This window comes from Mesorhizobium sp. ES1-6, from assembly GCF_020164775.1.
Classification (GTDB): Bacteria; Pseudomonadota; Alphaproteobacteria; order Rhizobiales; family Rhizobiaceae; genus Mesorhizobium.
This window is the reverse complement of the sequence record NZ_JAIUGU010000001.1, coordinates 421,414-447,332: the sequence shown is the minus strand read 5'-3', so window position 1 is coordinate 447,332 and position 25,919 is coordinate 421,414. Positions and strand designations below refer to the sequence as shown.

The window sequence follows — 25,919 nt, the reverse complement described above, 5'->3', positions numbered from 1 at the left end:
GGAGCGGTTTCGGCGATGCCTCAGCGGTGCAGGTGAATGGTGATCCGGCGCTCGATCCATTCGACGCCATGACGCAGGATCTCGACCATCACCAGGTAGACGATGGCGACCCAGACATAGGCCTGGAAGTCGAAGGATTTGGCGTAGGCGAGCTTTGCATTGCCCATCAGGTCATAGACCGTGATGATGGCGACGATCGCCGAAGCCTTGATCATCAGAACCAGTTCATTGCCGTAGGGCCGCAAGGCCACGATGAACGCCTGCGGCAGGATGACCTTGCGCAGCGTCTGCAGCTTGTGCAGGCCGAGTGAGGCGGCGCCCTCCCACTGGCCCCTGGGCACACTCTCTATGGCGCCGCGCAGGATCTCGGCCTGGTAGGCAGCGGTGTTGAGCGCGAAGGCGAAGACGCCGCAGTTGAAGGCTTCGCGGAAGAACCACCACAGCCCGATGGACTCGAGCTGCAGCCGGAAAGAGCCCAAGCCATAGTAGACGAGGTAGACCTGGACCAGCAGTGGCGTGCCGCGGAAGAAGTAGACGTAGCAGTAGGCGAGGCCGGACAGAAAACGGCTCTTCGACATGCGGCCATAGGTGACGGGCAACGAAAAGATCGCGCCGACCACCATCGAAATCGCAACGAGCGACAGCGTCGTCCACAGGCCCTGCAGATAGGCTGGCGCATATCTGGCAAAGAACTCGCCATTCCAGGCATAGATGAGATAGGCGAGGATACCGAGGCCGAAGAGAATCCAGAGGCCAACGAGCGCGTACCCGACGATACGGGTGCGCGGCCAGCCGCGTGCCCGCGGCGGCGGCCGGTCGACGGAGATGGCTTGGCTGACGCTCATCGCGCTTCCCTCCGCCCGAGCGAGCGCAAGATGAACCCGGTCGCGATCGACGACAGGATTGCCAGCACAAGGAAAACCAGCGCGGCCACGCTGTAGAACAGGAAGGCGTGTTTCGTGACACGCGCCGCCACGCCGGCGTTACGCAAGGTTTCGGCGAGGTTGACGACCGAGACCAGGGCGGTGTCCTTGAGCAGGCTGAGCCAGCAATTCTCGAGGCCGGGAAAGGCGATGCGCAGTAGCTGAGGCAGGATCACCTTGCGCATGGTCAGCCATGTCGACAGGCCGATCGCGTAGCCGCCCTCATACTGGCCCTTGGGAATGGCGCGAAAGGCGGAAAGAAACACTTCGCTGGCATAGGAGGAAAAGATCAGCGACAGCACGATCATGCCGGCGATGAAGCTGTCGACGTCGATCATCGCCTCGGGCTTGAAGAGGCGGATGACGTATTGCAGCAGGATGGGCATGCCGAAGAAGAACAGGAACAGCGTCACCAGTTCCGGCAGGCCGCGAAACACGGTGGTGTAGATGTTGGCGGCCGCCCGCAGCGACGGCTCTTCGGATTGCTTGGCCCAGGCTACGAAAAAGCCGATCGTCAGACCGATCGGCAGCGTTGCAAGGGCAAGCGCGATGGTAACCAACGCGCCATAGGCAATATCGTCACTCCAGCCTTCCGGTCCCCAACTGAGCAGTGTCCATATGCTTTGGGCTGGCATTGACTGGTCTTACCCCGCGGCGCTCCCGAGATGAACAAGGCGGCAGGGAACCCCCGCCGCCTTGGCAATAAACTATCAGGACTCGGCGCCGTAGACGTCGAACTTGAAGTACTTATCGTTGATTTCCTTATACTTTCCGTTGGCGCGGATGGCGTCGATGGCGGAATTCAGCTTGTTGACCAGGTCGGTGTCACCCTTGCGAACGGCGATGCCGGCGCCAGGTCCGAAGATTTCGACCGGTTGCGGCGAGGGCTGGCCGAGGATCTTACAGCAGGCGCCATCAGGCGTATCCAGCCACTGCTGCAGCACCACGATATCGTCCTCGATGGCATCGAGACGGCCATTGGCCAGGTCAGCCTGTTCCTCGGGGCTGCTCGGATAGCCCTTGACGGTGCTGTCCGTATAGGTCTTCGAGGCATAGTTGAAATGCGTCGTCGTGGTGGCGACACCGATGTTCTTGCCGGCAAGGTCTTCCTTGGTCACGCCCTTGAGCGGCGAATCCTTCGGAACCGCGAGCGCCGAGGGCGTGTTGTAGTATTTGTGTGAGAAGTCGACCTTCTCCTGCCGCTCCGGCGTGATCGACATCGAAGCGACGATGGCGTCGAATTTGCCGGCCTGAAGGGCTGGAATGATGCCGTCCCAATCCTGGGCGACGAAGGTGCACTTGACCTTCATTTCATCGCAGAGCGCCTTGGCGATGTCGATGTCGAAGCCGACAAGCTGGCCATCCGCGGTGAGGTTGTTGAAGGGGGGATAGGCGCCTTCGGTGCCGATCCGCAGGGTCTTTTCCTGGGCCTGGGCTACGCCGAGCGTCAGCAGCGCAGCCGATGCGGCGAGCGCGATACGCAGTGCAATACGCATGATAGTCCTCTCTTTATGGTCCCGGCCGTCGTTCCGAAACGGCTCTATGGGGCGGTGCTTTTTGACCGCCCGCTGGGGCGATACTCCCACTCTTTCCAAGAAAAAAGCAACTGCAAAACCGCCAAAATCGGCAATAGGCTTCTGCCGTTACGTTACTCTCAAGCAACGAGGCCGGTCGTGCGCTCGATGAAGTCGGCTATGGATTTTACGTCGTCGAGGTCGAATACCGGCAGGATCTTGTCGGTGGGGGCGAAATCGGCGGCGACGGCGATAATATTGGGATCAGCGGCCGCAAGCGGCGTCCGGTCCTTCGCCTCCAGCCGTCGCGTTTCGATCTTGCGGTGGGCTTCGCGCTTGTAGCCTTCGACCAGCACGATGTCGCATGGGGCAAGCCGCGACAGGATGGCGTCCAGCGGCGGCTCCTGTTCGCCACGCAACTCGTGCATCAGCGCCCAGCGGTTGCCCGATACGATCGCAACCTCGGTGGCGCCGGCCTGACGGTGGCGGAAGCTGTCTGCGCCCGGCTTGTCGATGTCGAAATCATGATGGGCATGTTTGACCGTCGAGACTTTCCAGCCGCGCCGCACAAGCTCGGCGACCAGCTTTTCCGTCAGGGTGGTCTTGCCGGAATTTTTCCAGCCGGTGATGCCGAAGACACGTCTGTTCATGACGTCATGCTCTGCAACAGGAGTTCGGCCTGGGCAAGATCGTCAGGCATATTGATGTTGAAGAATGGATCGACGGAATGGACGGCGGATTGCAGGACCAGGAATTCGACCTCGACATGGCCGTGCCGTTCGATGAAGGCTGAAACCCGCCTGTTGTCCTCATCGACCAGGAAATGCCGCAAGGCGTCTCGGCATTCGGTTGGCCATAGTGCGAAGGTCGGATGCTGCCTGCCAGCGGAGAATGCGACGGCGATCGAACCGGGACTTTCATCGGCCGCCGCTACCAGACGGTCGACGAGATCAAGCGGCAGGAAAGGCGTGTCGCCGGCAGCGGTGACGATTGCCTTGCAAGGCGTGCCGGCGGCCGCCCATTCGAGGCCGGCCAGGATCCCGGCAAGCGGTCCGGCAAACCCTTCGACGGTATCGACAAGCACCGGCAGTCCGAAACGGGCGAACCGTGCCGGGTCGCCATTGGCATTCAGCGCCAGGATGTCGAGCTGCGGGCCAAAGCGCGACAGGACCTCGTCAAGCACGCAGCCGCCACCGAGCGGCAACAGGCTCTTGTCGCCGCCGCCCATCCGCCTCGACTGGCCACCAGCCAGAATGATCCCCGCTATCTCCCGATTCATACGGCCCAGCCTGTACCCCGGCCGCCGGAAATCGCAAGCAACTTCAAGGGGCGCGGTTAGATTCCGTCCGGAGCCATCGCCGGACCGGTGGTTTCGGCGACGATCCTGCGCCGGCCGACCATCCGCTCGCGATAAAGCGCGTAGAGACCCGAGCCGACGATGATGGTGGCGCCGACGACCATCGGCATGTCCGGCACGTCACCGAAGATGATCAGGCCAAGCAGTATCGACCAGAGGAGTGCCGTGTAGCGGAAGGGGGCGATGAAGGAGATCTCGCCCGAGCGCATCGCCATGATGATGAACTGATAGCCGATCAGCACCAGCACCGCGGCCAGTGCCAGCAGCATCGTGCTTTTGCGGGCCATCGGTGTCCAGCCGCCCATCGGAGACAGCAGCGCCGCGCCGACGATAGTCATGGCAAGCGCGGTGGCGGTCGAGACCAGCATCGTGGGGATGACCTGTGGGATGCGCTTGGTCGAGAGGTCGCGCACCGTGCAGCACGCGACGGAGGCCAGCGCCCAAAGGGAATAGGCGCTGAATCCGTCGAAGCCCGGCCGCACGATGACCAGCACGCCGATAAAGCCGACGGCGATCGCTAGCCAGCGCCGCCAGCCGACCGCTTCGCCGAAAAACAGGGCGGCTCCCATCGTCACGGCCAGCGGCAGCGCCTGCAGAACGGCCGAAACGCTGCCGATCGGCAAATGCGCGAGAGCGACCAGGAAGGAGACCGTACCGCCCGCTTCACCCAGCACACGCATCGCAACCATGGGATGCAGCATCAGGCGCGGCTGGAGAAGCGCGCCACGTTGCCAGGCCAGCAGGCCGACGAAGAGCGAGGCGAACGCCCCTCTGATCAGCATGACCTGCGCCATGTTCATCGACTGCGAAGAGTATTTGGTAATGGCGTCGTTGAGCGTGAAGCCAACCATCGCCACAACCATGAACAACGCGCCGCGAAGATTTGGGGAGAGGGGCAAGACACCTACCGATTGCCTGAGCAGGCAAGCCTGTAACAGCCCGCCACGGAACAGCAACGGCAAAGGGCTGGGCCAGGGCCCGATATCCATCTTCACCAACGTGAAATCATCCTGGATCCGGCACGAATTCCATCGGAAGGCGGCATCGCCTCCCAAAAGCTGTCCAGCCGTAGGCGACGACTATTTCTTCGGCGTCAGCACCTCGGTGCCGTTGCCGTCCTTGCCGGCGATGGTCCACAGGCCATGCAGCGACCCGTCATCCTCGACCTTGTAGACGACGAGGCCGATATCCTTGCCCATGACGTAGCCGGCGGAGAAGGCGTTGTCGTTGCGCATGCAGATGCCATCCGAGGACGAGCCCCCCGTCTCCCAGTGGATCGTGCAGGTGGTGCCGCTGGTCAGCGTGATGGTGGCTTCGCCGTCATAGGCCGAACCGTCGAAATTGGTGCCGGCGACGGTGTAAGTGCCGCCGATCGATTGGGCAGCCGCGGGCAGGGCCGTGAAGCCAAGCAACGCAAGAGAAAGAATGAGTTTGCGCATGACGTATTCCCCCTGTGAGCGAAGAGCCGCTTACGGGCGGAGGCTAGGCTGGAACAAGCTGGCCGTAAATCCGGCACCGGTTTGCGAACAAGACTTTTTCTGGGGTGTGATCCGAAATACTCACTGTCCCTTGAGGCTGCCTGCGATGGCACCGACCAGCGGATCGTATTTCGACTTGAGGGCCGGCGGATAATCGATCCAGACCGTGCGGATTACGCCATCGCGGCCGAACAGGCGCCGCTCGTAAAAGATCTTTCCGTCCTTCATTCCCGACAGCACTGCCCAGTTCTTACCGGTCTTGCTGTAGGTGACCGCATGGCCGGGTTCCTTGCTCGCCTTTTCGTCGGCGACAAAGCCTTTCGGCGTGTCTTCGTCGACGTTGAGGATGCCGGAGCAGGTCAGGCTGGCGCCGTCCTTGCTCAGCCAGACCTGACCGTCACCGTTTTCAGGCTCGGGCTGACGATCGGTGAAGATTTCGTCGGGAAAGGTGCAGACGGTGCCGAAGCGCTCGTTCACGTAGGTGGAAGGCGCGGCGATTGCGGTGCTCGCCGAGAGAGCAGCCAGAGATATGACGATCAAAAAAACCCGTCGCATGCCTTGCCCCGAAGCCGATGATGCACGGCATTCTCGCACAGGCAGGCGAGAAGGTCAGCCGCCCGTGACGCTCATATGCCGTGACACCGATGGGCGGCTGGTGCGGCGATCGATGATGAAGTCATGGCCTTTCGGCTTGCGGCCGATGGCTTCGTCTATAGCGTCGGCAACAAGTTCGTTGCCTTCGGATGCGCGCAACGGCGTACGCAGGTCGGCGGCATCTTCCTGTCCGAGGCACATATAGAGCGTGCCGGTGCAGGTCAGTCTGACCCGGTTGCAGCTTTCGCAGAAATTATGCGTCATCGGCGTGATGAAGCCGAGCTTGCCGCCGGTCTCGGCGACGTTGACATAGCGGGCCGGTCCGCCGGTCTTGAAGGGGATGTCGGTCAGCGTGAACTGGCGCGCGAGCGATGCGCGCAGCAGGGATAGCGGCAGATACTGGTCGGTGCGGTCGGCGTCGATCTCGCCCATCGGCATGGTTTCGATGACCGTCAGGTCCATGCCGCGGCCATGCGCCCAGCGCATCATCTCCGGCAGTTCGGCGTCGTTGAAATCCTTCAGCGCCACCGCATTGAGCTTGACTTTCAGTCCGGCCGCCTGGGCGGCATCAATACCCGCCATGACCTTGCCGAGGTGACCCCAGCGGGTGATGGCGTGGAATTTGTCGGCATCGAGCGTGTCGAGCGAGACGTTGATGCGCTTAACGCCGCAATCGGCGAGCTCGCCGGCGAAACGCGACAGCTGCGAACCGTTGGTGGTCAGCGTCAGTTCTTCCAGCGCGCCGCTGTCGAGGTGGCGCGACAGTTGGCGCACCAGATGCATGATGTTCTTGCGCACCAGTGGCTCACCGCCGGTGAGACGCAATCGTCTGACACCCTTCTCGATGAACACGGTGCAGAGCCGGTCGAGTTCTTCCAGCGACAGCAGGTCCTTCTTGGGCAGGAAGGCCATATCCTCGGCCATGCAATAGGTGCAGCGGAAATCGCAGCGGTCGGTGACCGACACTCTGAGATAGCTGATCGTGCGACCGAAGGGGTCGATCATGTTCATGTCCGAGTGTTTCCGTGGCCGTTACCGGCGTCGTTATATACAGCTATGTGATACGATCCAGCCCGCCATTCAAGATAGCTTGCCTCGATCTTTGGTAACATTCCCCGACCGACATTGCATGTCGGAGGCCTCGCACGCCTTTGCGCAGCGGGCGAAGCAGCGTAGGGAAGGGACGTTCAAGCAGGATAGATCATGACAGCGCCAAAGGAACTGAGGGTCTCCAGGGACCGCAAGCTGCTCACCGTGACGTTTCCGGGCCACCAACCGTTCGAGCTGCCGGCGGAGTTGCTGCGCGTGGCATCGCCTTCCGCGGAAGTGCAGGGTCATTCGCCGGAACAGCGGGTGACGGTGCCCGGCAAACGCGATGTGACCATCCTCAAGATCGAGCCGATCGGCAATTACGCCGTGCGCATCACCTTCGACGACTTCCACGACACCGGCATCTTCACCTGGAACTATCTGCATACGCTCGGCCACGAGAAGGACGCTCGCTGGAGCGCCTATCTCGCGGAACTCACCGAGAAGGGCCTGAGCCGCGATCGTTAGCCGCCGTTGCGTCGTCAAAACGTCATGGATCGGGAGTACGGGCGATCGGGAGTAGGGCGGCGGATCGGGAGACGAAAAAGATGTCAGTCATCACCACGGTCGAGCAACTCGAAGCGCTTTACGGATTGCCCGGCGAAGCCTCCGTGGTCAAGGAACTCGATCATGTCATTCCCGAATATGCCGCCTTTATCGAGGCCTCGCCCTTCGTCGCGCTCGCGACCAGCGGTCCCGAGGGGCTGGATTGCTCGCCGCGCGGCGATCTCGCGGGCTTCGTGAGGATCGTCGATCCAAAGACCGTGATGATGCCGGACCGGCGCGGCAACAACCGTGCCGATTCGCTGAAGAACATCATCGGCGACCCGCGCGTCGGCCTGCTGTTCCTCGTGCCGGGCTCCGGCACGACGTTGCGCATCAATGGCCGTGCGCATATCAACACGGACGCAGCGCTGTGCGCGTCGTTCACCATCGAAGGCAAGCCGGCCCGTTCGGTGATCGTGATCGAGGTCGATTCGGTCTATTTCCAATGCGCCCGGGCGATCGTGCGGTCGGAACTGTGGAATCCGGAGAGACACGTCGACCCGAAATCGCTGCCGACCCCCGGCCAGATCCTGGAAATCACCAGCCGCAAGAACATCGACGGCGAAACTTACGACAGGGAATGGCCGGAGCGGGCGAAGAAGTCGATGTGGTAGTCAGTTGAGGGCGGAAGAGGCGATCACGCCTCGTTCAGCACCTCATAGATTTTACGCATCTGCTCGCCGATCATGTCGCATTGCTCCGGTGTCGACTGGCTCATCGCCTTCTCGATCAGCGCCATATGCACTTTCAGCGCCTGCATCAGCAGCGCCTCGCCAGCTTCGGTCAAAGTAAGCCGCAAGATGCGCTTGTCCTTCTCGTCGCCTTCGCGCCGCAGCAGACCACGCACTTCCAGCTGCGGCAACAGCATGGTGATGTTGGAACGGCCGACGAGCAGCTTGCGGGCAAGGTCGTGCTGCGACATGCCGGGATGGCGGTAGAGATTCATCAACACGTCGAGCTGCGCCGGCTTGAGGTCGAGCGGCGCGAGTTTCACCGCCAGCGTGCGCTCCAGCACATGGCAGGCGCGCGCCACCGCGACCCAGTTGCGAAAACGCGGGTTGTCCCAGGGTAGCTCTTGTTTATTGTTCATCTTTGAACTATTATGTTCATGCTTGAACGTATGGATGGATTCCCACTATGGCATCATTCGGGCTGAAGGTCATCCGAGGTGTGTTTGGTGCGGCCGAACATGTCGCGCCACGCATCACCGGGCGCGCGGCTTTCGAATTGTTTTGCCGCACGCCAAGCACGCGGACGCTGACCGACGGCGAACGCCGCGCCATCGATCGCGCCGCGGCATTCATGGCCGAGGCGCGGCATCACAGGCTGAAGACCGCGACCGGCTGCGTCATGGTGCATGAATTCCGCCCGGAGCCGGGCCACGAGCCCGCCGGCACCATTCTTGTCATTCATGGCTGGCGTTCGCGCACCGAATATATGCGCGTGCTGATCGAAGGTTTTCGCGCCGCCGGCTACAAGGTCGTCTCGCTCGATCTTCCCGGCCATGGCCATTCGCAGGGCAGGCACCTGAACATGGTCAATGCCGTTGAAGCCGCGAGGGTGGCCGGCCAGTGGTTCGGACCGTTCGTGGCCGCCGTCGGCCATTCCTTCGGAGGCGCCGTTGCCGCCAATGCCATCGCCGGTTCCGTCAAGGACATCCCGCCGCTGGCGGCCGGACGTCTCGTGCTGATCGCGGCGCCAAGTTCGCTGCCGGCGATTTTCGCCGATTTCAGTCGCATGCTCAATGTCGGTCCCCGCTCGCAGGTCGCGATGGCCGATCGTGTCGAATATCTCTCCGGCCGGCCGCTGCATGAATTCACCGGCGACCGCCAGCTAGCCCAGGCGCCGGTGCCGACGCTGGTCATCCATGCTTCCGACGACCGCGAGGTACCGGCTGAACATGCGCGACGTTACGCCGGCGCCGGCGACCATGTGCGGCTGCATTGGGCCGACGGGCTCGGCCATCGCCGCATTCTGGCCGACAAGGGCGTGGTTGAGCGCGCCGTCGGCTTCGTGACCACGCAGCGCGAGCCGTCGCGGATCCACTGATCCGCGTTCAGCTATTTCTTCTTTTCCCCGGGCTCCACGGGCAGTCCGGCGGCCTTCCAGGCGGTGTAGCCGCCGAGGATGTGCTTGACCGGGGAGAGACCCATGTCCTGCGCAGTCTTGGTAGCCAGCGCCGAACGCCAGCCACCGGCGCAAAAGAAGACGAAGCTTTTTCCGGAAGCGAAAAAGGGCTTGTGGTAGGGGCTTTCGGGATCGATCCAGAACTCCAGCATGCCACGCGTGACATGCCTGGCGCCGGGAATTCTGCCGTCGCGCTCTATCTCGCGAGGATCGCGCAGATCGACGAAGATGGTGTCCTCGTCGTCGAGCAGCCCGGCTGCTTCCTCGGGTGACACCACCTCGATCTCGGCATTGGCCTCGTCGAGCAGCTCGCGATACCCTTTTTTCACGGACGATCCCCTCCCGGCGCTCTTTCGCCGCAGAGCGGATTTCCAGCACAACGCCAGCGCTTTGTCACGCCGTTCCGGCAAGTCCCTGCCATGCCGCCATCGCTCCGGCGACAGTCGCCATCAGCGCATCACATGAAGCGCCGTCGCGAGCCTGGATCGACATGCCGTGCTGGACCGTCGCATAGAAGGTCGCCGCTGCATCGCTGTCGAACCCCGCCGGCAATTCGCCTTCCGCAATGCCGCGTTCCAGCCGCCTGAGCAAGAGGGTGTGGTTTTCGGCGCGGCGGCGGCGCAGATCATCGCAAATGGCGCCGCTGCTTGAATCCTGGTGCAGCGCGCCAAGCGCGATCAGACAACCCTGCGGGCGGTCGTTCCGCGAATAGGCCTTGGCCGTCTGGCGCAGGAAATTCTCGATCGCCTGGCATGCCGTCGGCGCCTCGTCCAGCGCGGTCCAGATCTCCGTGCCTTCGGTGCCCGTGTAGTAGTCGGTCGCTTCGAGGAACAGTGCCTCCTTGCTGCCGAAGGCGGCATAGAGGCTGGGTGAACCGATGCCCATCGCCGCCGTCAGGTCGGCGATCGAGGTGCCTTCATAACCTTTGGCCCAGAACAGCTCCATTGCCCGCCGCAAGGCGGCGGTTCGATCGAAGGTGCGGGGACGGCCTCTTTCCGGCATGGCGCTCTTTTGTGTGTTGATCGATACATAATTCAGTTGACGCCGCCGGACAAGGCTGCCAGAAATTTATGTATCGATCGTTACATAAAGGAGAATGACATGTCAGCGAACGGATTGAACGGCAAGGCAGCTTTGGTCACCGGCGGCAGCCGCGGCATAGGTGCCGCGATTGCAAAGCGGCTTGCGGCCGACGGCGCCGACGTCGCCATCACCTACGTGAACAGCGCGGCGCCGGCCCAGGCTGTCGTTGCCGAGATTGTCGCGGCGGGTGGGCGCGCCATTGCCATCCAAGCCGACAATCGCGACGCCGCCGCCATCGAAGGCTCGGTCACCGAGGCGATGAACGCCTTCGGCCGCCTCGACATCCTGGTCAACAGTGCCGGCATCTGGCGCGCCGCACCCATCGATACGCTGTCGCTTGCCGATTTCGACGAAACCATGTCGGTCAATCTGAGGGCGCCGTTCATTGCCTCGAAGGCGGCGGCAAGACATATGGGCGAGGGCGGCAGGATCATCTCGATCGGTAGCAATCTGGCCGAGAGGGTTACCGACACCAGCCTGGCTGCATACTCGGCCAGCAAGGCGGCGCTGGTCGGCCTGACCAAGGCATTGGCCCGCGACCTCGGGCCACGCGGCATCACCGCCAATATAGTGCATCCCGGCTCTACGGATACCGACATGAACCCTGCCGGCGGCCCGCATGCCGAACATCAACTCCAGAAGATGGCGACCCCGCGATTCGGCAAGACGCACGATATTGCCGGCATGGTTGCTTGGCTCGCCGGCCCCGAGGGCCGTTTCGTCACCGGGGCCGCGCTGACCATCGACGGCGGCGCAAACGCCTGAAGACGCTGCGCCCCCGCGAACGGCGCGGCGATCTGGCCGCGCCGACCGTCACGATGTTGTGAAACCGTTCTGCAACAGGCCCGCCGAAATTTATGAAAGCTTAACGAAATCGGTATGAATCGGTATAGTCGCGCCTTACATCCGCCATGCGGTGAGCGGGACGGTCTAGCGTTGCGGAACGGGAACCGGTTGCGGCCGGAGCGGGTGATCCATGAAATTCCTCGGTAAAAAAGCAACCGTGGCGCCGCTGGTGGCGATTACGGCGACGCTGGCTTTCGGCATGCCTCAGGCAGGAGCTCAAGGGCTTTTCGACATGCTGTTCGGCGGCGGCATCAGGCATGAGCCGAAAGGCGAGTTTCCGCCTCCTCCGCCAAAGCACAAGCCGAAGGCGCCGGCCGGTGGCGGCGGCGGTGGCGGCGTGAAGATCAGCAGTCCGTCCTACTATACCTACAAGGCCGACAGACTGGTGCGGATCGACTTTTCCACGCTGGCGACCGCGCCGCAGCCGGCGACACCGCAAGACGCCGCTTTCGTTCCCTCGGCCACGGGGGCTGCCTTCCACGAAGCCATGGCCGGGCTCTCCGACTACGAACTCTATGCCGAGCCGGAGATCGCCAAGGCGCTGATCGCCTACTATTCGGCCAACCCCGATTTCATCTGGGTCAGCGGAACCAGCCCCAACAGCCGCGCGCAGGATGCCGTGCGGGTGCTTGGCGAGGCTGCGAGCTACGGGCTCGCGCCTGCCGACTATACCGTCAATGTACCAGCCGGCAGTTCGGCCTCGACAGACGACGCAGCCAAGTTGAAGGAACTCGTCCGTTTCGAGATGGCGCTGTCGGCACGCGTGTTGCGTTACGCCCATGACGCCCAGAGCGGCCGTGTCGAGCCGAACCGCATGACCGGCTACTATGATTTCCCGACCAAGCCGCTCGACTTGGCCGGCGTGCTCAAAACGCTGGCGCATACGCAGGAAGTGCGCACCTATCTCGAATCGCGCCATCCGCAGAATGCGGAGTATCAGGCACTGCGCGTCGAACTGGAATCGCTGCAGGCGAGCGCCGAGAACGAGATCGTCGTCGATCCCAAGCTGCTTTTGAAGCCTGGCGAAACCAGCCCAGAACTGCCGAAACTCCTGTCGCTGATCGCGCGCAATCTCGATGACGAGATGGGCGGCACCTATGGCGAGGTCCTGTCGCGGCTGGCAACCAGCGAAGTCTACGTTCCCGAACTGGTTCCGCTCATCAAGGCGGTGCAGGTGAAAGAAGGCATGAAGGGAGACGGCGTCATCGGACCGCGCACCGTCGCCTCGCTGGCCGGGACATCGAAGGCCGACAGGCTGCTCAAGGTCGAGGTGGCGCTGGAGGAACTGCGCTGGCTGCCTTCCGATCTCGGCAGCCCGCGTGTTTTCATCAACCAGCCGGCCTTCACCGCAAGCTACATCGACGACGGCCAGGAGAAGCTGAAGACGCGCGCCGTCGTCGGTCGGGTCACCAACCAGACCGCTTTCTTCTACGACCAGATCAAGCAGGTCGATTTCCACCCTTACTGGGGCGTGCCGCAGTCGATCATCGTCAACGAAATGCTGCCCCGGTTGCGCAACGATCCCGGCTATCTCGATCGCGCCGGTTACGAGGTGACGGACTCGCGCGGCAAGCGTATCCCTTCGTCGGCGGTGAACTGGGGCGCCTATGGTGCTAACATTCCCTACAATGTGCGCCAGCAGCCGAGCGAGGCCAACGCGCTGGGTGAGCTGAAGATCCTGTTCCCCAACAAGCACGCGATCTACATGCACGACACGCCGCAGAAATCGTTTTTCAAACAGGATATGCGTGCGCTCAGCCATGGTTGCGTGCGCCTGCAGGATCCGCGCGGGATGGCGGCGGCGGTGCTCGGCACCTCTGTCGATTATATCGCCGAGAAGCTGAAGCACGGGCACTCGACCGAGAATGTGACGCGCACGATTCCGGTCTATGTCGCCTACTTCACCGCCTGGCCCGACATGTCCGGCAAGGTCGAGTATTTCAGCGACGTCTACGATCGCGACTCACGGCTGAAGCAGGCCTTGGACGCGACCGAAGCGGTGCGCTCGCCGTCGAGCTGAGCGCTTAACGCTCCGATAGCGGGCGCCGGAAACCGGCGTCGCGCCCGGCGATCAGCCAATAGACAAGCCCGGCAACCAGACCGGCGGCGGCGATGATGCCGATGTCGGCCCAGCGCTCCAGATCCACGTCCTCCGCCGCGCTCGGCCAGATCAGGAAGAAGCCGCCGGCGGCGGCCGCGGCGCCGAAAAGCATGTGGAGCAAGGCGCTGCGCAAGGAGAAGAACTCGGCGATCAGTGCGAAAATCAGCGTCTGCGGCGCGGTCACTACAATCGTCAGGAAATAGATGAACATGCCGAGCGGCGGCACCACAAAGGCCGCGATCGGCGAGACGCCCATCAGGTCGAAATAGGCTGGCGCGTTGGGCAGCGCGCTCAACGCAGCATAGATCGCCACCACGGCGATCAGGCCAGCCAGTATGGCGACGAGATAGCCGGCGAGCATCATCAGGACGCGCTTCAGTATGTGCTTCGCTGTCGACATGCCCACCCCCGTGAAGCCCAGTCATTCCACAATCAGCCATCAATGGCGAAGTGACGCAAGGGGAGACGGAAGATGTCATGGCCTGGCTGGTGAAAGCCGTCGTCAGGCGCCGCCGCACAGATGCTGCGGATCCGGCAAGCTGGATCAAGGCCGGCCCAAAGAGCCAGATTCGAACACACACCCGCACTTGCCCAAAGGCGCGATGCTTCTTCGCGGCAAGGAGCGCGGGGAAACGAGGCGTTGTGCCGGCGGTCGGCTTACGTCTTATTTAGGTTCGGCCGTGACGGGGTCGTAGGTGATTTCGACCTTCGCCTTGTCCGCCGTGTAATAGGTGATGGTGTAGGCGCCATCTTCCCAATCGACTTCCTTGACATAGCGGAAGCCGTTGCGCTGCTCGACCTTGGCGAGGATTTCAGACAACTTCTTGGCGTTGGGGGGCGGCAGCGGTTTGTCATCGGCGGCAAAGGCCGAACCGACACCGCAAAGAAGCGCCATGCCGGCCACGAGAACCAATCTGGACATGATTTCCCTCATATTTGAACGAGAAGAAACGCCCGATGGCTGCGGTTTGTTCCGACGGAAGCAGATTACCTGACAGCTTGTCGTGGATGAAGTACAAGCCTTCTCCGCCATGCGGCTCCCGATATCCACGGCGGTGAGGCGGTGACGCATTCCACGAAGCCTCCATCGCATGGACACCGGGCGCCCGCTTGCAAATCCAGCCGCCTCGCCAGCGGGCGGCAAAGAGAGGAAGCAGCCTATTTTTGAGGAGGTCGAACCTCCGCCTCCTCGGCCCGGACTTCGCCCGCCGGTGACGAGCGCCCTTTGGGGTCGTCATAGAGGTTGTTTACCGCTTCGTCCTGGTGAGCCTTGGCACGCCGCGAAAGCCTTCGCTGGTTTGCCAGAGCATAGATGATTATCGCAGCCAGAATGACAGGTCCGATGATTGTCAGGGCCCAAATGGCGTCAGGTCTAATCACAACAGTTCTCCTTCGCAGGCCAACACCACAGGGCTGAAAATGTTCCCGCATCAATTGACGGGCGAAGCCGCCCAGGGACCGGGCTCGACCGGCGCCGATGCCACGCTCCTGCTTCAAGCGGAGAGGATGGCCAGTTACGCGCTTCTAGCCGAAACGGCAAAAGCTCTCGAAACCGGACAAGTCGTAAAATCAGAAGAAAAATGGTGGGCGATGCAGGGATTGAACCTGCGACCCCACCCGTGTGAAGGGTGTGCTCTCCCGCTGAGCTAATCGCCCGCTCGTTGCCCGAAGGCCAAGCGAGCCGCGATATAAGGGAGGCATACCGATTAAGTCAAGGCGATCCCTGGCGATCTTTGAGCGATTGGATCCGCTGATTTGAAGACTGTTCGGGCGCGGTCGTTATTAGGCTGAGGCAGCGATCAGTCTGTCCGCGAGTTCCACCGTCAGCGAATCGAAATGCGAGATCACGACCGAGGGTTCGAACTCGCGCACGTGCCGGTCGGTGTAGCCGAAATCGACAGCCACGACAGGAATGCCGGCGGCCTTCGCCGTGTCGATGTCGGTCTGCGAATCACCGACCATCACGGCGCGATGCGGATCGCCGCCAGCGAGTTTGATGGTTTCGATCAGATGGCGCGGATCGGGTTTGCGGAACGCGAACGTGTCCTGTCCGGCAATTGCCGCGAAATGCCTGGTCAGGCCGAGCGCCTCGATCAGCGCCAGCGAATTGGCTTCGTATTTGTTGGTGCAGACAGCCAGGAGATAGCCGGCCTTCTCGAAGCGGGCGATCGCCTCGATCACGCCGGGGTAGGGGCGCGACTTGCCAGGAATGTTGAGGGTGTAGTGATCGAGGAACAGTTTCAGCAGCCGGTCGTGCTCCGCGACGTCGAGGGATCGTTGCTGGGCGTTGTGCGCCCGTTCGATCATGACGCGGCCGCCATGGCCGACGAAGCGCTTGAAACCGGCCTCGTCGACGGCCGCGAGTTCGCTGGCGGCAAGGCTGTGGTTGAGACTGTCGAGCAGGTCCGGCGCCGTGTCGATCAGCGTTCCATCGAGGTCGAACACGATGATCGGTCGGGTCATTGTCTGTTCCTGTGCGGATTTTGCTGTTCGGACGCGATAGCGGCTGTGGGCCGTCTAGGCAAGCATTGGTGGACGGATGGTCAAGGCCCCGTGCTCAAGGGCTTTGACCCGCCCGGCAAAAATGCTAGGAGCCCAAACACCAGTTTCCCGGGGCAGCAAGCGGCATGGATGCAAGGCAATTGAAGGTCGAGGCCGCGCGCGCGGCCCTTGCCCATGTCACCGACGGCATGCGCCTCGGCATCGGCACCGGCACAACGGCGGAAGAGTTCGTGCGGCTGCTCGCCGACAAGGTCGCCAGCGGCATGAGGGTCATCGGCGTGCCGACCTCGGAACGCACCGCGGCGCTGTGCCGCGAACTCGGCGTGCCGTTGTCGACGCTGGAGGAAACGCCCGAACTCGATCTGACCGTCGACGGCGCTGACGAGGTCGACCCGGAGCTGACATTGATCAAGGGCGGCGGCGGTGCGCTGCTGCGCGAAAAGATCGTGGCCGCGGCTTCGCAGCGTATGATCGTCATCGCGGATCGATCGAAGATGGTCGAGACACTCGGCCGGTTTCCCCTCCCCATAGAAGTCAACCAGTTCGGCCTGCGCGCGACCGAGATCGCCGTGGCCGTGGCGGCTGAAAATCTCGGCCTTTCCGGCCCGGTGACATTGAGGATGACGGGAGGCCAGCCTTTTGTTACAGACGGCGGCCATTTTATCCTCGATGCATCTTTTGGCCGCATTCCGGATACAAGAGCGCTTTCGAATGCTCTCCATGCCATTCCTGGCGTGGTCGAGCATGGTCTTTTCATCGGGCTGGCGTCAGTGGCCATCATCGCCGGCGGCGACGGTATCCAGGCCGTCCATGCCGCCCGAAAACCAGGGAGTTCTACCGATCATGATGTTGCATAACCGGGTTCGCAGCCTTTGCGCCGTTCTGGCGGCTTCAGCCGTCCTTGCTTTCTCTTCGCCGGCGTTTTCGCAGGACGTCACGGAATCGCACCTGAAGGCGGCCCGGGCGGCGGTCACGGCGATCCATGCGACCGACCCGTTCGACAACATTTTGCCGCAAGCGGCGGCCGCACTGGAATCGCAGCTCATCCAGAAGAACCCTGATATGCAGGAGCTGATCGGCAAGACGATCAACGAAAAGGCGTTGGCCATGGCTTCGCGCCGCGCGGATCTCGAGAAGGAAGCGGCTCTTGCCTATGCGAAAGTGTTTTCCGAAAAGGAACTCACCGACATCGCGACCTTCTACAGCTCCGAGTCCGGCAAGAAGCTGCTCGACAGCGGCCCGGCCGTGACGCGCGACCTCGTCAAGGCGGCCGACATCTGGCAAAACGGCGTGGCGCGCGATCTCGCCCAGCAAGTTGGCGAGACGCTGGCGGCGGCGGCGAAAGCGAAGGCGCCAGCCGCACCCGCGGATGGTGCGGCTCCGGCGGATGGCGCAGCACCCGCTGACGGGTCTGCTCCGGCGGATGGTTCGGCCCCCGCGGACGGCACGCAGAACTGATCCTGATCTGCCAATGGTCTTGCGGCCATCCATGAAGCCCGGCTTGTCCGGGCTTTTCTTTTGATGGTTTGCGGCCTACCTGTCACTCACATTTTCAGACGTTCAAGGAGCCGTTCATGGCCGGTTACGACTACGATCTCTTCGTCATCGGCGGCGGCTCCGGCGGGGTGAGGGCGGCGCGGGTCGCGGCAGCGCTTGGCAAGCGCGTCGGCATCGCCGAAGAATCCCGTTTCGGTGGCACCTGCGTCATCAGGGGCTGCGTGCCGAAGAAACTCTACGTCTACGCCTCGCAGTTTCCCGAACATTTCGCTGACGCCGCCGGCTATGGCTGGACAGTGCCGGAAGCCAGTTTCGACTGGCAGACACTGGTCGCCAACAAGGACCGCGAGATCAGCCGGCTGGAAGCAATCTACAAGAAGAATGTCGAGGGCTCGGGCGGCGAGACCTTTCATTCGCGAGCGATGATCGTCGACCCGCACGTGGTGCATCTCCTGGGCGAGGACCGCACCGTCACCGCCGATCAGATCCTGATCGCCACGGGCGGCCGCCCGGCGGCGCATCCGGCACTGCCCGGCCACGAACACTGCATCTTTTCCAATGAGGCCTTCGACCTCAAGGAACTGCCAAAGGCGATCATGATCGAAGGCGGTGGCTATATCGCGGTCGAGTTCGCAAACATCTTCCATGGCCTCGGCGTCGACACCACGCTGGTCTATCGCGGCAAGGAGATTCTCAGCCGCTTCGACATGGACCTGCGGCGCACGCTGCATGAGACGATGGAGAAGAAGGGGATCAAGATCCTTTGCCATGCCGTCTCCGAATCGGTCAGCAAGCGGCCGGACGGACGGCTCGACGTGCGGATCACCGGGGATCAGGTGCTGACGGTAGACCAGGCGATGCTCGCCATCGGCCGCATTCCCAACACCGAGAATATGGGCCTGGAAGGCATAGGCATCGAAATGGTCACCGCGACCGGCGCGATCAAGGTCGACCGGTATTCCCGCACCAACATCGACAACATCTGGGCGATCGGCGATGTCACCAACCGGGTGCAGCTGACGCCGGTGGCGATTCACGAAGCCATGTGCTTCGTTGAAACGGTATTCAAGAACAATCCGACCGCGCCCGACCATGATACGATCGCGACCGCCGTTTTCTCGCAACCGGAAATCGGCACGGTGGGCCTGTCGGAGGACGACGCCGTCAAACGCTTCGCCGATATCGAAATCTACCGCGCCAGCTTCCGGCCGATGCGGCACACGCTGTCGGGCCGTGACGAAAAGATGCTGATAAAGCTGGTCGTCGACGGCGCTTCGCGCAAGGTTCTCGGCGCACACATATTGGGGCCGGATGCCGGCGAAATGGCGCAGTTGCTCGGTATCCCGCTGAAGGCGGGGCTGACCAAGGATGATTTCGATCGCACGATGGCCGTGCACCCGACCGCGGCCGAGGAACTGGTTACCATGTACAAGCCGACCTATCGGGTGAAGGACGGCGAGCGCATCTGACGTCGCCTGCCGCCGCCGCCGATGACCGGCGGCGGCAGTCGAACCGTCGTTACAGTAGCGTTCCGCGCAGGATGACCAGCGCCACCGAGAAATAGATCACCAGCCCGGTGACATCGACAAGCGTGGCCACGAACGGCGCCGACGCGCTGGCCGGATCGAAACCGATCCGTTTCAGGGCGAAAGGCAGCATCGACCCCGATAGCGAGCCGAAGGTGACGATGCCGACCAGCGCGGCACCAACCGTCGCGGCAATCAGCGGCCAGTGCGGGCCATAGTCATAAAAGCCCATATACTGCCAGAGCGCGATGCGGCAGACGCCGACCACGCCGAGCATGGCGCCGAGCACGAGACCGGTCGGCAGTTCACGCAAGGCCACCCGCCACCAGTCGCGAAGCCCGATCTCGCGCAACGCCAGCGCGCGGATGACCAGCGACGTCGCCTGTGAGCCTGAATTGCCGCCGGAGCTCATGATCAGCGGGATGAACAGCGTCAGCACGATCGCTTTCTCCAGCTCGCCCTCATAGCTTTGCATCGCATTGGCCGTCAGCATTTCGCTGATGAACAGCGCGCAGAGCCAGCCGCCACGCTTCTTGATCATGGCGAGGAAGCTCATCTTCATATATGGCTCGTCAAGGGCCTCCATGCCGCCGAAGCGATGCACGTCTTCCGTCGTCTCCTCGATCATCGTGTCGATGATGTCGTCGATGGTGACGATGCCGAGGATCTTGCCGTGGTCGACGACCGGGACGGCGAGCAGATCGTATTTGGAGATCGTCTGCGCCAGGGTCTCGCGATCGGTCAGCGGGGTGACCGTCACCGGCACGTGGTCGGGCGCCACGGACAGGATCGGGTCGTCCGGCTCACCGGTGATGAGCCGGCGCAAGCCGGTCGAGCGCACCAGGAGGTGTGTTTGCGGATCGACGATGTAGATCGCATAGACGGTCTCACGCGTCCGCTCGACCTTGCGGATGTAGTCGAGCGTACGTCCGACGGTCCAGTCCGAGGGAACGCTGACGAACTCCGTCGTCATGATCGAGGCGGCGCTGCCTTCGGGATAGCCCAGAATGGAAAGCAGCGTCGCGCGCAGCGGCGGGGCCAATGCGCCGAGCAGCTCGGAGCGTGCCGGCTCGTCGAGCTCGCGCAGGATATCGGCCGCGCGGTCGACGGACATGGCGGTGATGAGCTTGCTCGCCTTGGCGCGGGGCAGGGCCTCCGCCAGTTCGGATGCGCCTTCCAGTTCCGGCTGGTCGAAAATCTCGACCAGCCGCTCGAAAGGTACGGCGCAAAGCAGCTCCGTCGCGGTTTCACGCGATTCATGATTGAGCGCCTCGACAACGTCGGCGACGTGGTCGTTGGCAAGGATGCGGGCGATGGCGACGGCCTCGTCGTCCGCTACGGGGAAAAATTCGTTCATGGTTCACTCCTTGCCGTCCGGCAGGACATGAACCAGTCAGGTCACGTCTAGGCGGACGGCGGTTGCGTTCGACTGTGACTGTCGCCAGGCATGGCGCGGTGACCTTTCTGCTTGCGGGTTCGCTTTTTGAATGGCTGCAAGCCGGCGCAACATAGGAGCGCGCCTTGCCGAGTCAATCGCTATGAGGAAGGAAAACAGTGCCGAACGAACTGATCGCGAGACTGTGATCAGCGTCCGCCGCTTGACGCGGCATGTCCCGGTGCCATCAGCGTTATTTCTGCTTCAGCCGGCGTGAGAAACGCGTCCATTTGTCCTCGATCAGCCTGGGCTGAGCCAGAATCGTGGTGAGTTCGAGGGGCAGGGTCGGGGCAAGCGGCTTCTTGGTGGCGACGCCGTCGGCGATCAGGACCATCGAGTGGTAGAACTCGGTCCCGGCAGCCGATCTCGGCGCCACGGCTTCGTGCATGACGCTGATAACGGTGACATCGGGGCAATTGTCCTTGATGGCCTGATGGAAGGCAATCTTGCCGTCAGGGTCGAGAGCGCCGGTCGCTTCGTCGAGGAACAGCAACCCCGGTTGCTGCAGGATGATACGAGCCACCACCAGCTTCTGCTTCTGGCCACCCGACAGAACCTGATCCCAGCTCTTACCTTCGCGGCTTTCATTGGCCATGTGTTCGATGAGATCGCCGAGGCCGGCCTTGTGCAGCGCGGCCGCGACCTGGGCATCGCCATGTTCGCCTTCGGAGCCGGGCAGGCAGACCAGCTGTTTCAGCGACACCTGCGGCAGCTTGACCTCCTGGGCGGCATAAAAACTGTTCACGCCTTCGGGGAAGACGATGGTGCCGCGGCCATAGGGCCACAGGCCGTTGATCGCCTTGATCAGCGAGGTCTTGCCGCAACCGGATTCGCCTTTCAGGAAGGTCCATTCACCGCGCCGGAAGCGCAGATTGGCCGAACTGAGGAACGGCGTCGCATCCTCGCCCTGATGTGCCAACTCCAGCTTCTGGATGGTCAGGCCGAACACCGGATTCTGACTGGCGTATTGGAAATCGGAGCGGCCGCTCTGGCTGTAGAACTCCTGCGGGTGCTGGACGTTCTCGATCGCGTTGGCGAGCTCCGTCACACGCTGGCTGTTGGCGCGCAGCGTGGCGATGGCGGGCATCACATGGATGAACCAAGAACACTGGCTGATGAGCTGGGCGACCATTTCGGAGCCGGTGATGTAGCCTTTATAGTCCAGGCGGCTGTGGATGAACGGCACCAGGCCTGGAGCATAGGCGACAATACGGGCGCCGACGAAATTGTAGATCAGCTCGAACGACATGTAGCTGGTGTTGACGACATTCAGCCGCCCCCAGGTGTGATCGATGTCGACATAGAGCCGGTCGTGCATCCTCTTCTGCACGCCCTCGCCATGCGAGGCGGCGACATGGAAGCTGCGGCGCAGGAACGTCGTCAGTTCGCTGCGATAGCTTCCCTCGGCCTTCTGCATGCGAATATTGAGACGTTCCAGCAGGCTGCCGAGCTTGACGGCGATCCAGGTGTTGAGGGGAACGTAGATGGCAACCGCGAGAAGGGCGAGAACAGCGCTGCCATAGCTGCCAAGGAACTCCAGACCTTTGACCTCGACCGACGACTGCAGCAGGTTCTGGCCGATAAAGTAGAGCGATGTCGCGAGACCCAGCACGCCCATGGCGAGCCCGATCGCGCCGCCGGTCATGTCCTTGATCGATTCCTGGATGCGTTGGTCAACATTGTCGGGCGCAACGATGCCGCCGTCCACGGATCCATGCTGGGCGTGAAAATGTGTATGGTTGCCGTCGAGCAAAGCCTGGTTGAATTGGTCGTTCAGCCAACCACGCCATTTGCGGTGCAAGGTTGCCGAGACAAGATTGCGTATACCGGTAAAGCCGGCGTCCTTGAGCAGGACCAGCAGCACCAATATGCCGGCGTTGGTCAGGATTGTCTCAAGCGGGCGAGTGTTGGCGGCGTCGTGCAGGAAGGCGATGGAATTTACCAATTCGCCCGAAGCCATGGCGAACCACACGCTTGCCTTGCTGGACAGCGCGGTGAGCAGCGCGATCACCAGCGTCAGCGTCCAGGCTTCCTTCCAGCGGTCCGAAACCCAGTAGGCTCGCACGAGCCCCCAGAAATTGCGCATCGAGGATACCGGTGTCAGGTGCGACTGCCCCGCGGCGTCGCGGTGTAGTCCATCCGGTACTGACTCTTGCGATCGTCTGCCGATCCGAATCACGATCCCGCCCAAACCTTTTTTGTTTTGTTACGGATGGTAACACCAATTGATCATTTTCCATTAATTTTTAAAGCGGGCAGACGGGATTGCGTCCGCAGCCGTTGCCCTGAGGCAACATATCGAGGATTGAATTGCCAATCGAACGACTAGCAACAGTTAGAAACTATATAATTATTTCAATTACTTACGCATGGATAGCGTGACTGCGAAACATCTTCCCCAAGGGAAGCTCCGCACACGGTTTTGTGAATCAAAAATCCTGTTGGCGGGACAATTTTCTCGTCGGGAACCGACCAGAATTCCCGAACAACGCCTTCCTTGATGTCCGATTCATGGCGGCCGGGAGCCCGGTTTCTCAGGCAACGCCAGGCCATGCTATCGCTGCGAGATGGCTGGCCTCAGCCGGCCGTTTCCAACTCGCCACGCGCCTTGGCTGCCGCGACCTGACGGATCGCGTCGGCCAGCGTGTCGACGTCCTGTGCACCCATCACGGCATATTTGCCTTCAAGCAAAAAGCACGGCACGCCCGTGATGCCCATGCGCGAAGCGGTGGCGATTTCCGTGCCAACCGCCTCGACGTCGGCGTCGCTCGGCAGGAGCGTGGCGACAACCGAGGCGTCCATGCCGGCCTCGCGGGCGGCTTCGACCAGCACGGTGTGGTCGCCGATATTGGCGCCTTCCTCGAAATTCAACTGGAACAGGCGGCGCACCAGCCGGTTCTGAACATCCTCGCCGGCGGCACCGGCCCAGCGGATCAGACGATGCGCGTCGAGCGTGTTCGGCGCCACCTTTATGGCATCGAAGGCGAAGGAGATGCCCTCGGCCTCGCCAAGCGGTTCGATGCGGGCATGAATTTCGCGAATGCGCTCGTCGCTGCCGAACTTGGCCAGCATGTATTCGCGGCGGTCCTTGCCTTGCCGCGGAATGGTCGGATCAAGCTGGAACGGCCGCCAGCGTATATGCACCTCGACATCCGCGGCCGCGGCGACCGCCTTGTCCAGCCGCTTCTGACCGATGAAGCACCAAGGGCAGACGACGTCGGACACCACATCGACGGTAATGGCGTTCGATTCGCTCATATCGATCTCTGACCCTTCAATTGGTCTTGCGCCACCAGGTAGGCAGTTGGTAGCCGAATATGGGCGTCTTCTTCGGATGTTCCAAGTAGCTCCAGTAGGCGATCCATTGCTGTGTGTTGTACTGGGTCGGCACCATGTAGTTGCCGGAGATCAGCAGGCGGTCGAGGACCCTGACGGCAGCGACGTAGTCTTCCTTCGAACGAGCGCGCAACATCGCCTCGATAGCCGCATCAACCGCCGGATCCGCGACCCCGGCGAGATTGAAGGAACCTTCGGCCTTGGCCGCCTCGGATCCCCAGCGTCCGAGCTGTTCGAAGCCCGGCGACAGCGAGTTGTTGAAGCCGCTCGATCCGATCAGAGCCTCGAAATCGAAGCGCTGCTTGCGGGACTGGATCTGGTCGCCGTCAAGGCTGCGAATGGTAACATCGATGCCGATCTTCTCCAGTGTTCGCTGATAGATGCCGGCGAGGCGCTCCTCATCCTGAGAGGCGACCAGAATCTCGAAACCGAAGGGTTGCCCGTTCGGATCGAGCATCGTCCCGTCCTTGACGTGATAGCCGATGCTTTTCAGCAGATCGAAGGCAGCTTTCAACACCTTGCGATCCTGCCCCGAACCATCGGTGACAGGCGGGCGGTATGTACCGTCCATGACATCGGCCGGTACGCGGCCGGGGTAAGGGGCCAGAAGTGCCTTTTCCCTGTCGTCGGCCGGGTGGCCAAGCGCGGAGAGCTCGGAATTCTGCCAATAACTCATCGCGCGCGCGTATTTGCCGCCGAACAGATTCTTGTTGGCCCATTCGAAGTCGTAGAGCATGCCGAGTGCACGCCGCACCGTCGGGTTGGAGAACTTCTGCAACCTCGTATTGAACAGGAACCCGGTCACGACGGGCGGAATGCCGGTGTCGAAGGTTTCGGCAATCACCTCACCCCTGTGGAAGGCCGGGAAATCGAGGTCGCGCTCGCGCTTGACCGGATCGCTGTCGTCGTCGATGGCGCAGAGGCCTTTCTTGAAGGCCTCGAGCTTGGCGTTGGCGTTGAGAAAATACTCGATGGTGATCTGGTCATAGTTGTCGAAGCCGCGCTTGGCTGGAACATCCTTGCCCCAATAATCGGGATTGCGCTTGAACACGATGCGCTGACCGGGTGCCACCTGGGCAATTGTATAAGGTCCGCTGCCGATCAGCGGCTTCAGCGTTGTCTTGTCGAAAGTCTCCTTGTTGAAGGCATGTTCCGGCAGGATCGGCGTCAGCGCGATGATCAGGGGCGTTTCACGATTGGCCTTGTCGTTGAAGGTGAAGCGCACGCTGTGATCGCCGGTCTTTTCAAGCTTGGAGATCAGGCTCATGCGTGCGCTGTAGGGCGGGCGCCCCTTGTCGGTATAGACATCGTAGGTGAACAGCACGTCCTCCGGCGTCACCGGCTCGCCGTCGGACCATTTCGCATTGGGATTGAGGTGGAATTCGATCGACTTGCGCTCAGGATCCATATCGGCGCTGTCGGCGAGCAGGCCATAGAGACTGAAGGCCTCGTCGTAATTGCGCTGCATCAGCGGCTCGAAAACGAGGTTGCCGTAGGTCAGATCCATCATGCCGCGCGCGGTGGTGCGCAGGCTCTTCAGGATGAACGGATTGAGATTGTCGAAGCTGCCGACCACGCAATAGGTGATGTTGCCACCTTTCGGCGCATCGGGATTGACATAGTCGAAGTGGGTATAGTCGGGTGGCAGTGCCGGTTCGCCCTGCATGGCAATAGCGTGCTTCGGTTCCGACATAGCTGGCGGCGGCGAAAGGGTGAAAAGCGATAATGCGGCGATCAGCCAAACAAGAACGCGGCCCATGACCGTCTCCTTCACAGGTCGGCTTGATGATTCGGTGCGCACCGTAGCATGAGCCAACCGCGCGCCCGCCAATGTCGTTGCCAAGAATCGCAGATACCGGGCTGGATTCGATCCAGCTTGCAGTGTAACACGCCGTCCGAAGTCATTCTGTTGCCTCATTTCGGCAACAGGTAGCTGGACCACAGGGCACGAAGAAGCCGGTCCCG

The 25,919-nt window shown here is 62.0% G+C and carries 27 protein-coding genes and 1 tRNA gene; 8 read left to right on the top strand and 20 right to left on the bottom strand.

Annotated features, from left to right (window positions below; all coding sequences use genetic code 11):
* Positions 1-20: 20 nt before the first annotated feature.
* The 9 genes from LB564_RS02415 to moaA form a co-directional block, all read right to left on the bottom strand.
* The gene (locus LB564_RS02415) at positions 21-845 is read right to left on the bottom strand and encodes an ABC transporter permease (RefSeq protein WP_224534677.1); all 825 of its coding nucleotides are present in this window, start codon (positions 843-845) and stop codon (positions 21-23) included.
* A complete protein-coding gene (locus tag LB564_RS02410) occupies positions 842-1,558 on the bottom strand; it encodes an ABC transporter permease (RefSeq protein ID WP_224534675.1) in 717 nt (238 codons plus the stop codon). The genes LB564_RS02415 and LB564_RS02410 overlap by 4 nt, the downstream gene beginning before the upstream one ends.
* 75 nt (positions 1,559-1,633) lie before the next feature.
* Complete coding sequence (locus tag LB564_RS02405; protein ID WP_140701272.1) at positions 1,634-2,419, bottom strand: ABC transporter substrate-binding protein; 786 nt, start codon at positions 2,417-2,419, stop codon at positions 1,634-1,636.
* 158 nt (positions 2,420-2,577) lie between these two features.
* Entirely contained in the window at positions 2,578-3,087 is a 510-nt protein-coding gene (gene mobB, locus LB564_RS02400; protein WP_224534673.1) for a molybdopterin-guanine dinucleotide biosynthesis protein B, read from the bottom strand.
* On the bottom strand, positions 3,084-3,716 hold the full coding sequence (mobA, locus tag LB564_RS02395; protein WP_224534671.1) for a molybdenum cofactor guanylyltransferase MobA: 633 nt from the start codon (positions 3,714-3,716) through the stop codon (positions 3,084-3,086). The genes mobB and mobA overlap by 4 nt, the downstream gene beginning before the upstream one ends.
* A 56-nt stretch (positions 3,717-3,772) precedes the next feature.
* Positions 3,773-4,693, bottom strand: a complete 921-nt coding sequence (locus LB564_RS02390) for a DMT family transporter (protein ID WP_224534669.1) — start codon at positions 4,691-4,693, stop codon at positions 3,773-3,775.
* Between the two features lie 180 nt (positions 4,694-4,873).
* Complete coding sequence (locus LB564_RS02385; protein ID WP_224534667.1) at positions 4,874-5,233, bottom strand: hypothetical protein; 360 nt, start codon at positions 5,231-5,233, stop codon at positions 4,874-4,876.
* A gap of 120 nt (positions 5,234-5,353) precedes the next feature.
* Positions 5,354-5,827: a hypothetical protein gene (locus LB564_RS02380; RefSeq protein WP_224534665.1), complete on the bottom strand. Its 474-nt coding sequence runs from the start codon at positions 5,825-5,827 to the stop codon at positions 5,354-5,356.
* 54 nt (positions 5,828-5,881) lie between these two features.
* Complete coding sequence (moaA, locus tag LB564_RS02375) at positions 5,882-6,877, bottom strand: GTP 3',8-cyclase MoaA (RefSeq protein ID WP_224534663.1); 996 nt, start codon at positions 6,875-6,877, stop codon at positions 5,882-5,884.
* Between the two features lie 192 nt (positions 6,878-7,069).
* Between moaA and LB564_RS02370 the strand changes: the two genes are divergently transcribed.
* Together LB564_RS02370 and LB564_RS02365 are read left to right on the top strand one after the other, a co-directional pair.
* A complete protein-coding gene (locus LB564_RS02370) occupies positions 7,070-7,423 on the top strand; it encodes a gamma-butyrobetaine hydroxylase-like domain-containing protein (RefSeq protein ID WP_224534660.1) in 354 nt (117 codons plus the stop codon).
* Positions 7,424-7,503: 80 nt separating this feature from the next.
* Entirely contained in the window at positions 7,504-8,115 is a 612-nt protein-coding gene (locus LB564_RS02365; protein ID WP_224534658.1) for a pyridoxamine 5'-phosphate oxidase family protein, read from the top strand.
* 23 nt (positions 8,116-8,138) lie between these two features.
* On the opposite strand, the gene LB564_RS02360 is transcribed toward LB564_RS02365, so the two are convergent.
* Complete coding sequence (locus LB564_RS02360; protein ID WP_140701255.1) at positions 8,139-8,591, bottom strand: MarR family winged helix-turn-helix transcriptional regulator; 453 nt, start codon at positions 8,589-8,591, stop codon at positions 8,139-8,141.
* 47 nt (positions 8,592-8,638) lie between these two features.
* Between LB564_RS02360 and LB564_RS02355 the strand changes: the two genes are divergently transcribed.
* Positions 8,639-9,550, top strand: a complete 912-nt coding sequence (locus LB564_RS02355) for an alpha/beta hydrolase (RefSeq protein WP_224534656.1) — start codon at positions 8,639-8,641, stop codon at positions 9,548-9,550.
* 11 nt (positions 9,551-9,561) lie between these two features.
* On the opposite strand, the gene LB564_RS02350 is transcribed toward LB564_RS02355, so the two are convergent.
* Positions 9,562-9,957 (bottom strand): rhodanese-like domain-containing protein, encoded by a 396-nt coding sequence (locus tag LB564_RS02350; protein WP_140701252.1) that lies wholly within the window; start codon positions 9,955-9,957, stop codon positions 9,562-9,564.
* A gap of 64 nt (positions 9,958-10,021) precedes the next feature.
* Entirely contained in the window at positions 10,022-10,630 is a 609-nt protein-coding gene (locus tag LB564_RS02345; RefSeq protein WP_224534654.1) for a TetR/AcrR family transcriptional regulator, read from the bottom strand.
* A 99-nt stretch (positions 10,631-10,729) separates the two neighbouring features.
* Between LB564_RS02345 and LB564_RS02340 the strand changes: the two genes are divergently transcribed.
* Both LB564_RS02340 and LB564_RS02335 read left to right on the top strand, forming a co-directional pair.
* On the top strand, positions 10,730-11,476 hold the full coding sequence (locus tag LB564_RS02340; RefSeq protein WP_224534652.1) for a 3-oxoacyl-ACP reductase family protein: 747 nt from the start codon (positions 10,730-10,732) through the stop codon (positions 11,474-11,476).
* Between the two features lie 211 nt (positions 11,477-11,687).
* On the top strand, positions 11,688-13,577 hold the full coding sequence (locus LB564_RS02335; protein ID WP_224534651.1) for a murein L,D-transpeptidase: 1,890 nt from the start codon (positions 11,688-11,690) through the stop codon (positions 13,575-13,577).
* Between the two features lie 4 nt (positions 13,578-13,581).
* Here the strand turns inward: LB564_RS02335 and LB564_RS02330 are convergent, their stop codons facing one another.
* From LB564_RS02330 to LB564_RS02315, 4 genes are all read right to left on the bottom strand, one after another.
* The gene (locus LB564_RS02330; protein WP_224534649.1) at positions 13,582-14,058 is read right to left on the bottom strand and encodes a hypothetical protein; all 477 of its coding nucleotides are present in this window, start codon (positions 14,056-14,058) and stop codon (positions 13,582-13,584) included.
* A gap of 264 nt (positions 14,059-14,322) precedes the next feature.
* Entirely contained in the window at positions 14,323-14,580 is a 258-nt protein-coding gene (locus tag LB564_RS02325; RefSeq protein ID WP_140701242.1) for a PepSY domain-containing protein, read from the bottom strand.
* A gap of 659 nt (positions 14,581-15,239) precedes the next feature.
* Positions 15,240-15,314 (bottom strand) — tRNA-Val (locus LB564_RS02320).
* A gap of 126 nt (positions 15,315-15,440) precedes the next feature.
* Positions 15,441-16,121 (bottom strand): phosphoglycolate phosphatase, encoded by a 681-nt coding sequence (locus LB564_RS02315; RefSeq protein WP_224534647.1) that lies wholly within the window; start codon positions 16,119-16,121, stop codon positions 15,441-15,443.
* Between the two features lie 164 nt (positions 16,122-16,285).
* Between LB564_RS02315 and rpiA the strand changes: the two genes are divergently transcribed.
* From rpiA to gor, 3 genes are all read left to right on the top strand, one after another.
* Positions 16,286-17,017 carry a ribose-5-phosphate isomerase RpiA gene (rpiA, locus tag LB564_RS02310; protein WP_140701236.1) on the top strand — a complete coding sequence of 244 codons (732 nt, stop codon included), beginning with the start codon at positions 16,286-16,288 and terminating at the stop codon, positions 17,015-17,017.
* Complete coding sequence (locus tag LB564_RS02305; protein ID WP_140701234.1) at positions 17,004-17,618, top strand: DUF2059 domain-containing protein; 615 nt, start codon at positions 17,004-17,006, stop codon at positions 17,616-17,618. Before rpiA ends, LB564_RS02305 begins: the two co-directional genes overlap by 14 nt.
* A 116-nt stretch (positions 17,619-17,734) precedes the next feature.
* Positions 17,735-19,126: a glutathione-disulfide reductase gene (gene gor, locus LB564_RS02300; RefSeq protein ID WP_224534645.1), complete on the top strand. Its 1,392-nt coding sequence runs from the start codon at positions 17,735-17,737 to the stop codon at positions 19,124-19,126.
* Between the two features lie 49 nt (positions 19,127-19,175).
* On the opposite strand, the gene mgtE is transcribed toward gor, so the two are convergent.
* The 4 genes from mgtE to LB564_RS02280 form a co-directional block, all read right to left on the bottom strand.
* Positions 19,176-20,540 carry a magnesium transporter gene (gene mgtE, locus LB564_RS02295; protein ID WP_224534643.1) on the bottom strand — a complete coding sequence of 455 codons (1,365 nt, stop codon included), beginning with the start codon at positions 20,538-20,540 and terminating at the stop codon, positions 19,176-19,178.
* A 271-nt stretch (positions 20,541-20,811) separates the two neighbouring features.
* Positions 20,812-22,704 carry an ABC transporter ATP-binding protein/permease gene (locus LB564_RS02290; protein ID WP_224534640.1) on the bottom strand — a complete coding sequence of 631 codons (1,893 nt, stop codon included), beginning with the start codon at positions 22,702-22,704 and terminating at the stop codon, positions 20,812-20,814.
* Between the two features lie 491 nt (positions 22,705-23,195).
* Positions 23,196-23,876, bottom strand: a complete 681-nt coding sequence (locus LB564_RS02285; protein ID WP_224534639.1) for a DsbA family oxidoreductase — start codon at positions 23,874-23,876, stop codon at positions 23,196-23,198.
* 16 nt (positions 23,877-23,892) lie between these two features.
* On the bottom strand, positions 23,893-25,713 hold the full coding sequence (locus tag LB564_RS02280; RefSeq protein ID WP_224534638.1) for an extracellular solute-binding protein: 1,821 nt from the start codon (positions 25,711-25,713) through the stop codon (positions 23,893-23,895).
* Positions 25,714-25,919: the final 206 nt, after the last annotated feature.

Coding starts and splice junctions, on each gene's coding strand:
- LB564_RS02415 (WP_224534677.1), bottom strand. CDS start 845: ATGAGCGTCAGCCAAGCCATCTCCGTCGACCGGCCGCCGCCGCGGGCA.
- LB564_RS02410 (WP_224534675.1), bottom strand. CDS start 1,558: ATGCCAGCCCAAAGCATATGGACACTGCTCAGTTGGGGACCGGAAGGC.
- LB564_RS02405 (WP_140701272.1), bottom strand. CDS start 2,419: ATGCGTATTGCACTGCGTATCGCGCTCGCCGCATCGGCTGCGCTGCTG.
- mobB (WP_224534673.1), bottom strand. CDS start 3,087: ATGAACAGACGTGTCTTCGGCATCACCGGCTGGAAAAATTCCGGCAAG.
- mobA (WP_224534671.1), bottom strand. CDS start 3,716: ATGAATCGGGAGATAGCGGGGATCATTCTGGCTGGTGGCCAGTCGAGG.
- LB564_RS02385 (WP_224534667.1), bottom strand. CDS start 5,233: ATGCGCAAACTCATTCTTTCTCTTGCGTTGCTTGGCTTCACGGCCCTG.
- LB564_RS02380 (WP_224534665.1), bottom strand. CDS start 5,827: ATGCGACGGGTTTTTTTGATCGTCATATCTCTGGCTGCTCTCTCGGCG.
- moaA (WP_224534663.1), bottom strand. CDS start 6,877: ATGAACATGATCGACCCCTTCGGTCGCACGATCAGCTATCTCAGAGTG.
- LB564_RS02370 (WP_224534660.1), top strand. CDS start 7,070: ATGACAGCGCCAAAGGAACTGAGGGTCTCCAGGGACCGCAAGCTGCTC.
- LB564_RS02365 (WP_224534658.1), top strand. CDS start 7,504: ATGTCAGTCATCACCACGGTCGAGCAACTCGAAGCGCTTTACGGATTG.
- LB564_RS02360 (WP_140701255.1), bottom strand. CDS start 8,591: ATGAACAATAAACAAGAGCTACCCTGGGACAACCCGCGTTTTCGCAAC.
- LB564_RS02355 (WP_224534656.1), top strand. CDS start 8,639: ATGGCATCATTCGGGCTGAAGGTCATCCGAGGTGTGTTTGGTGCGGCC.
- LB564_RS02345 (WP_224534654.1), bottom strand. CDS start 10,630: ATGCCGGAAAGAGGCCGTCCCCGCACCTTCGATCGAACCGCCGCCTTG.
- LB564_RS02340 (WP_224534652.1), top strand. CDS start 10,730: ATGTCAGCGAACGGATTGAACGGCAAGGCAGCTTTGGTCACCGGCGGC.
- LB564_RS02335 (WP_224534651.1), top strand. CDS start 11,688: ATGAAATTCCTCGGTAAAAAAGCAACCGTGGCGCCGCTGGTGGCGATT.
- LB564_RS02330 (WP_224534649.1), bottom strand. CDS start 14,058: ATGTCGACAGCGAAGCACATACTGAAGCGCGTCCTGATGATGCTCGCC.
- LB564_RS02325 (WP_140701242.1), bottom strand. CDS start 14,580: ATGTCCAGATTGGTTCTCGTGGCCGGCATGGCGCTTCTTTGCGGTGTC.
- LB564_RS02315 (WP_224534647.1), bottom strand. CDS start 16,121: ATGACCCGACCGATCATCGTGTTCGACCTCGATGGAACGCTGATCGAC.
- rpiA (WP_140701236.1), top strand. CDS start 16,286: ATGGATGCAAGGCAATTGAAGGTCGAGGCCGCGCGCGCGGCCCTTGCC.
- LB564_RS02305 (WP_140701234.1), top strand. CDS start 17,004: ATGATGTTGCATAACCGGGTTCGCAGCCTTTGCGCCGTTCTGGCGGCT.
- gor (WP_224534645.1), top strand. CDS start 17,735: ATGGCCGGTTACGACTACGATCTCTTCGTCATCGGCGGCGGCTCCGGC.
- mgtE (WP_224534643.1), bottom strand. CDS start 20,540: ATGAACGAATTTTTCCCCGTAGCGGACGACGAGGCCGTCGCCATCGCC.
- LB564_RS02290 (WP_224534640.1), bottom strand. CDS start 22,704: ATGCGCAATTTCTGGGGGCTCGTGCGAGCCTACTGGGTTTCGGACCGC.
- LB564_RS02285 (WP_224534639.1), bottom strand. CDS start 23,876: ATGAGCGAATCGAACGCCATTACCGTCGATGTGGTGTCCGACGTCGTC.
- LB564_RS02280 (WP_224534638.1), bottom strand. CDS start 25,713: ATGGGCCGCGTTCTTGTTTGGCTGATCGCCGCATTATCGCTTTTCACC.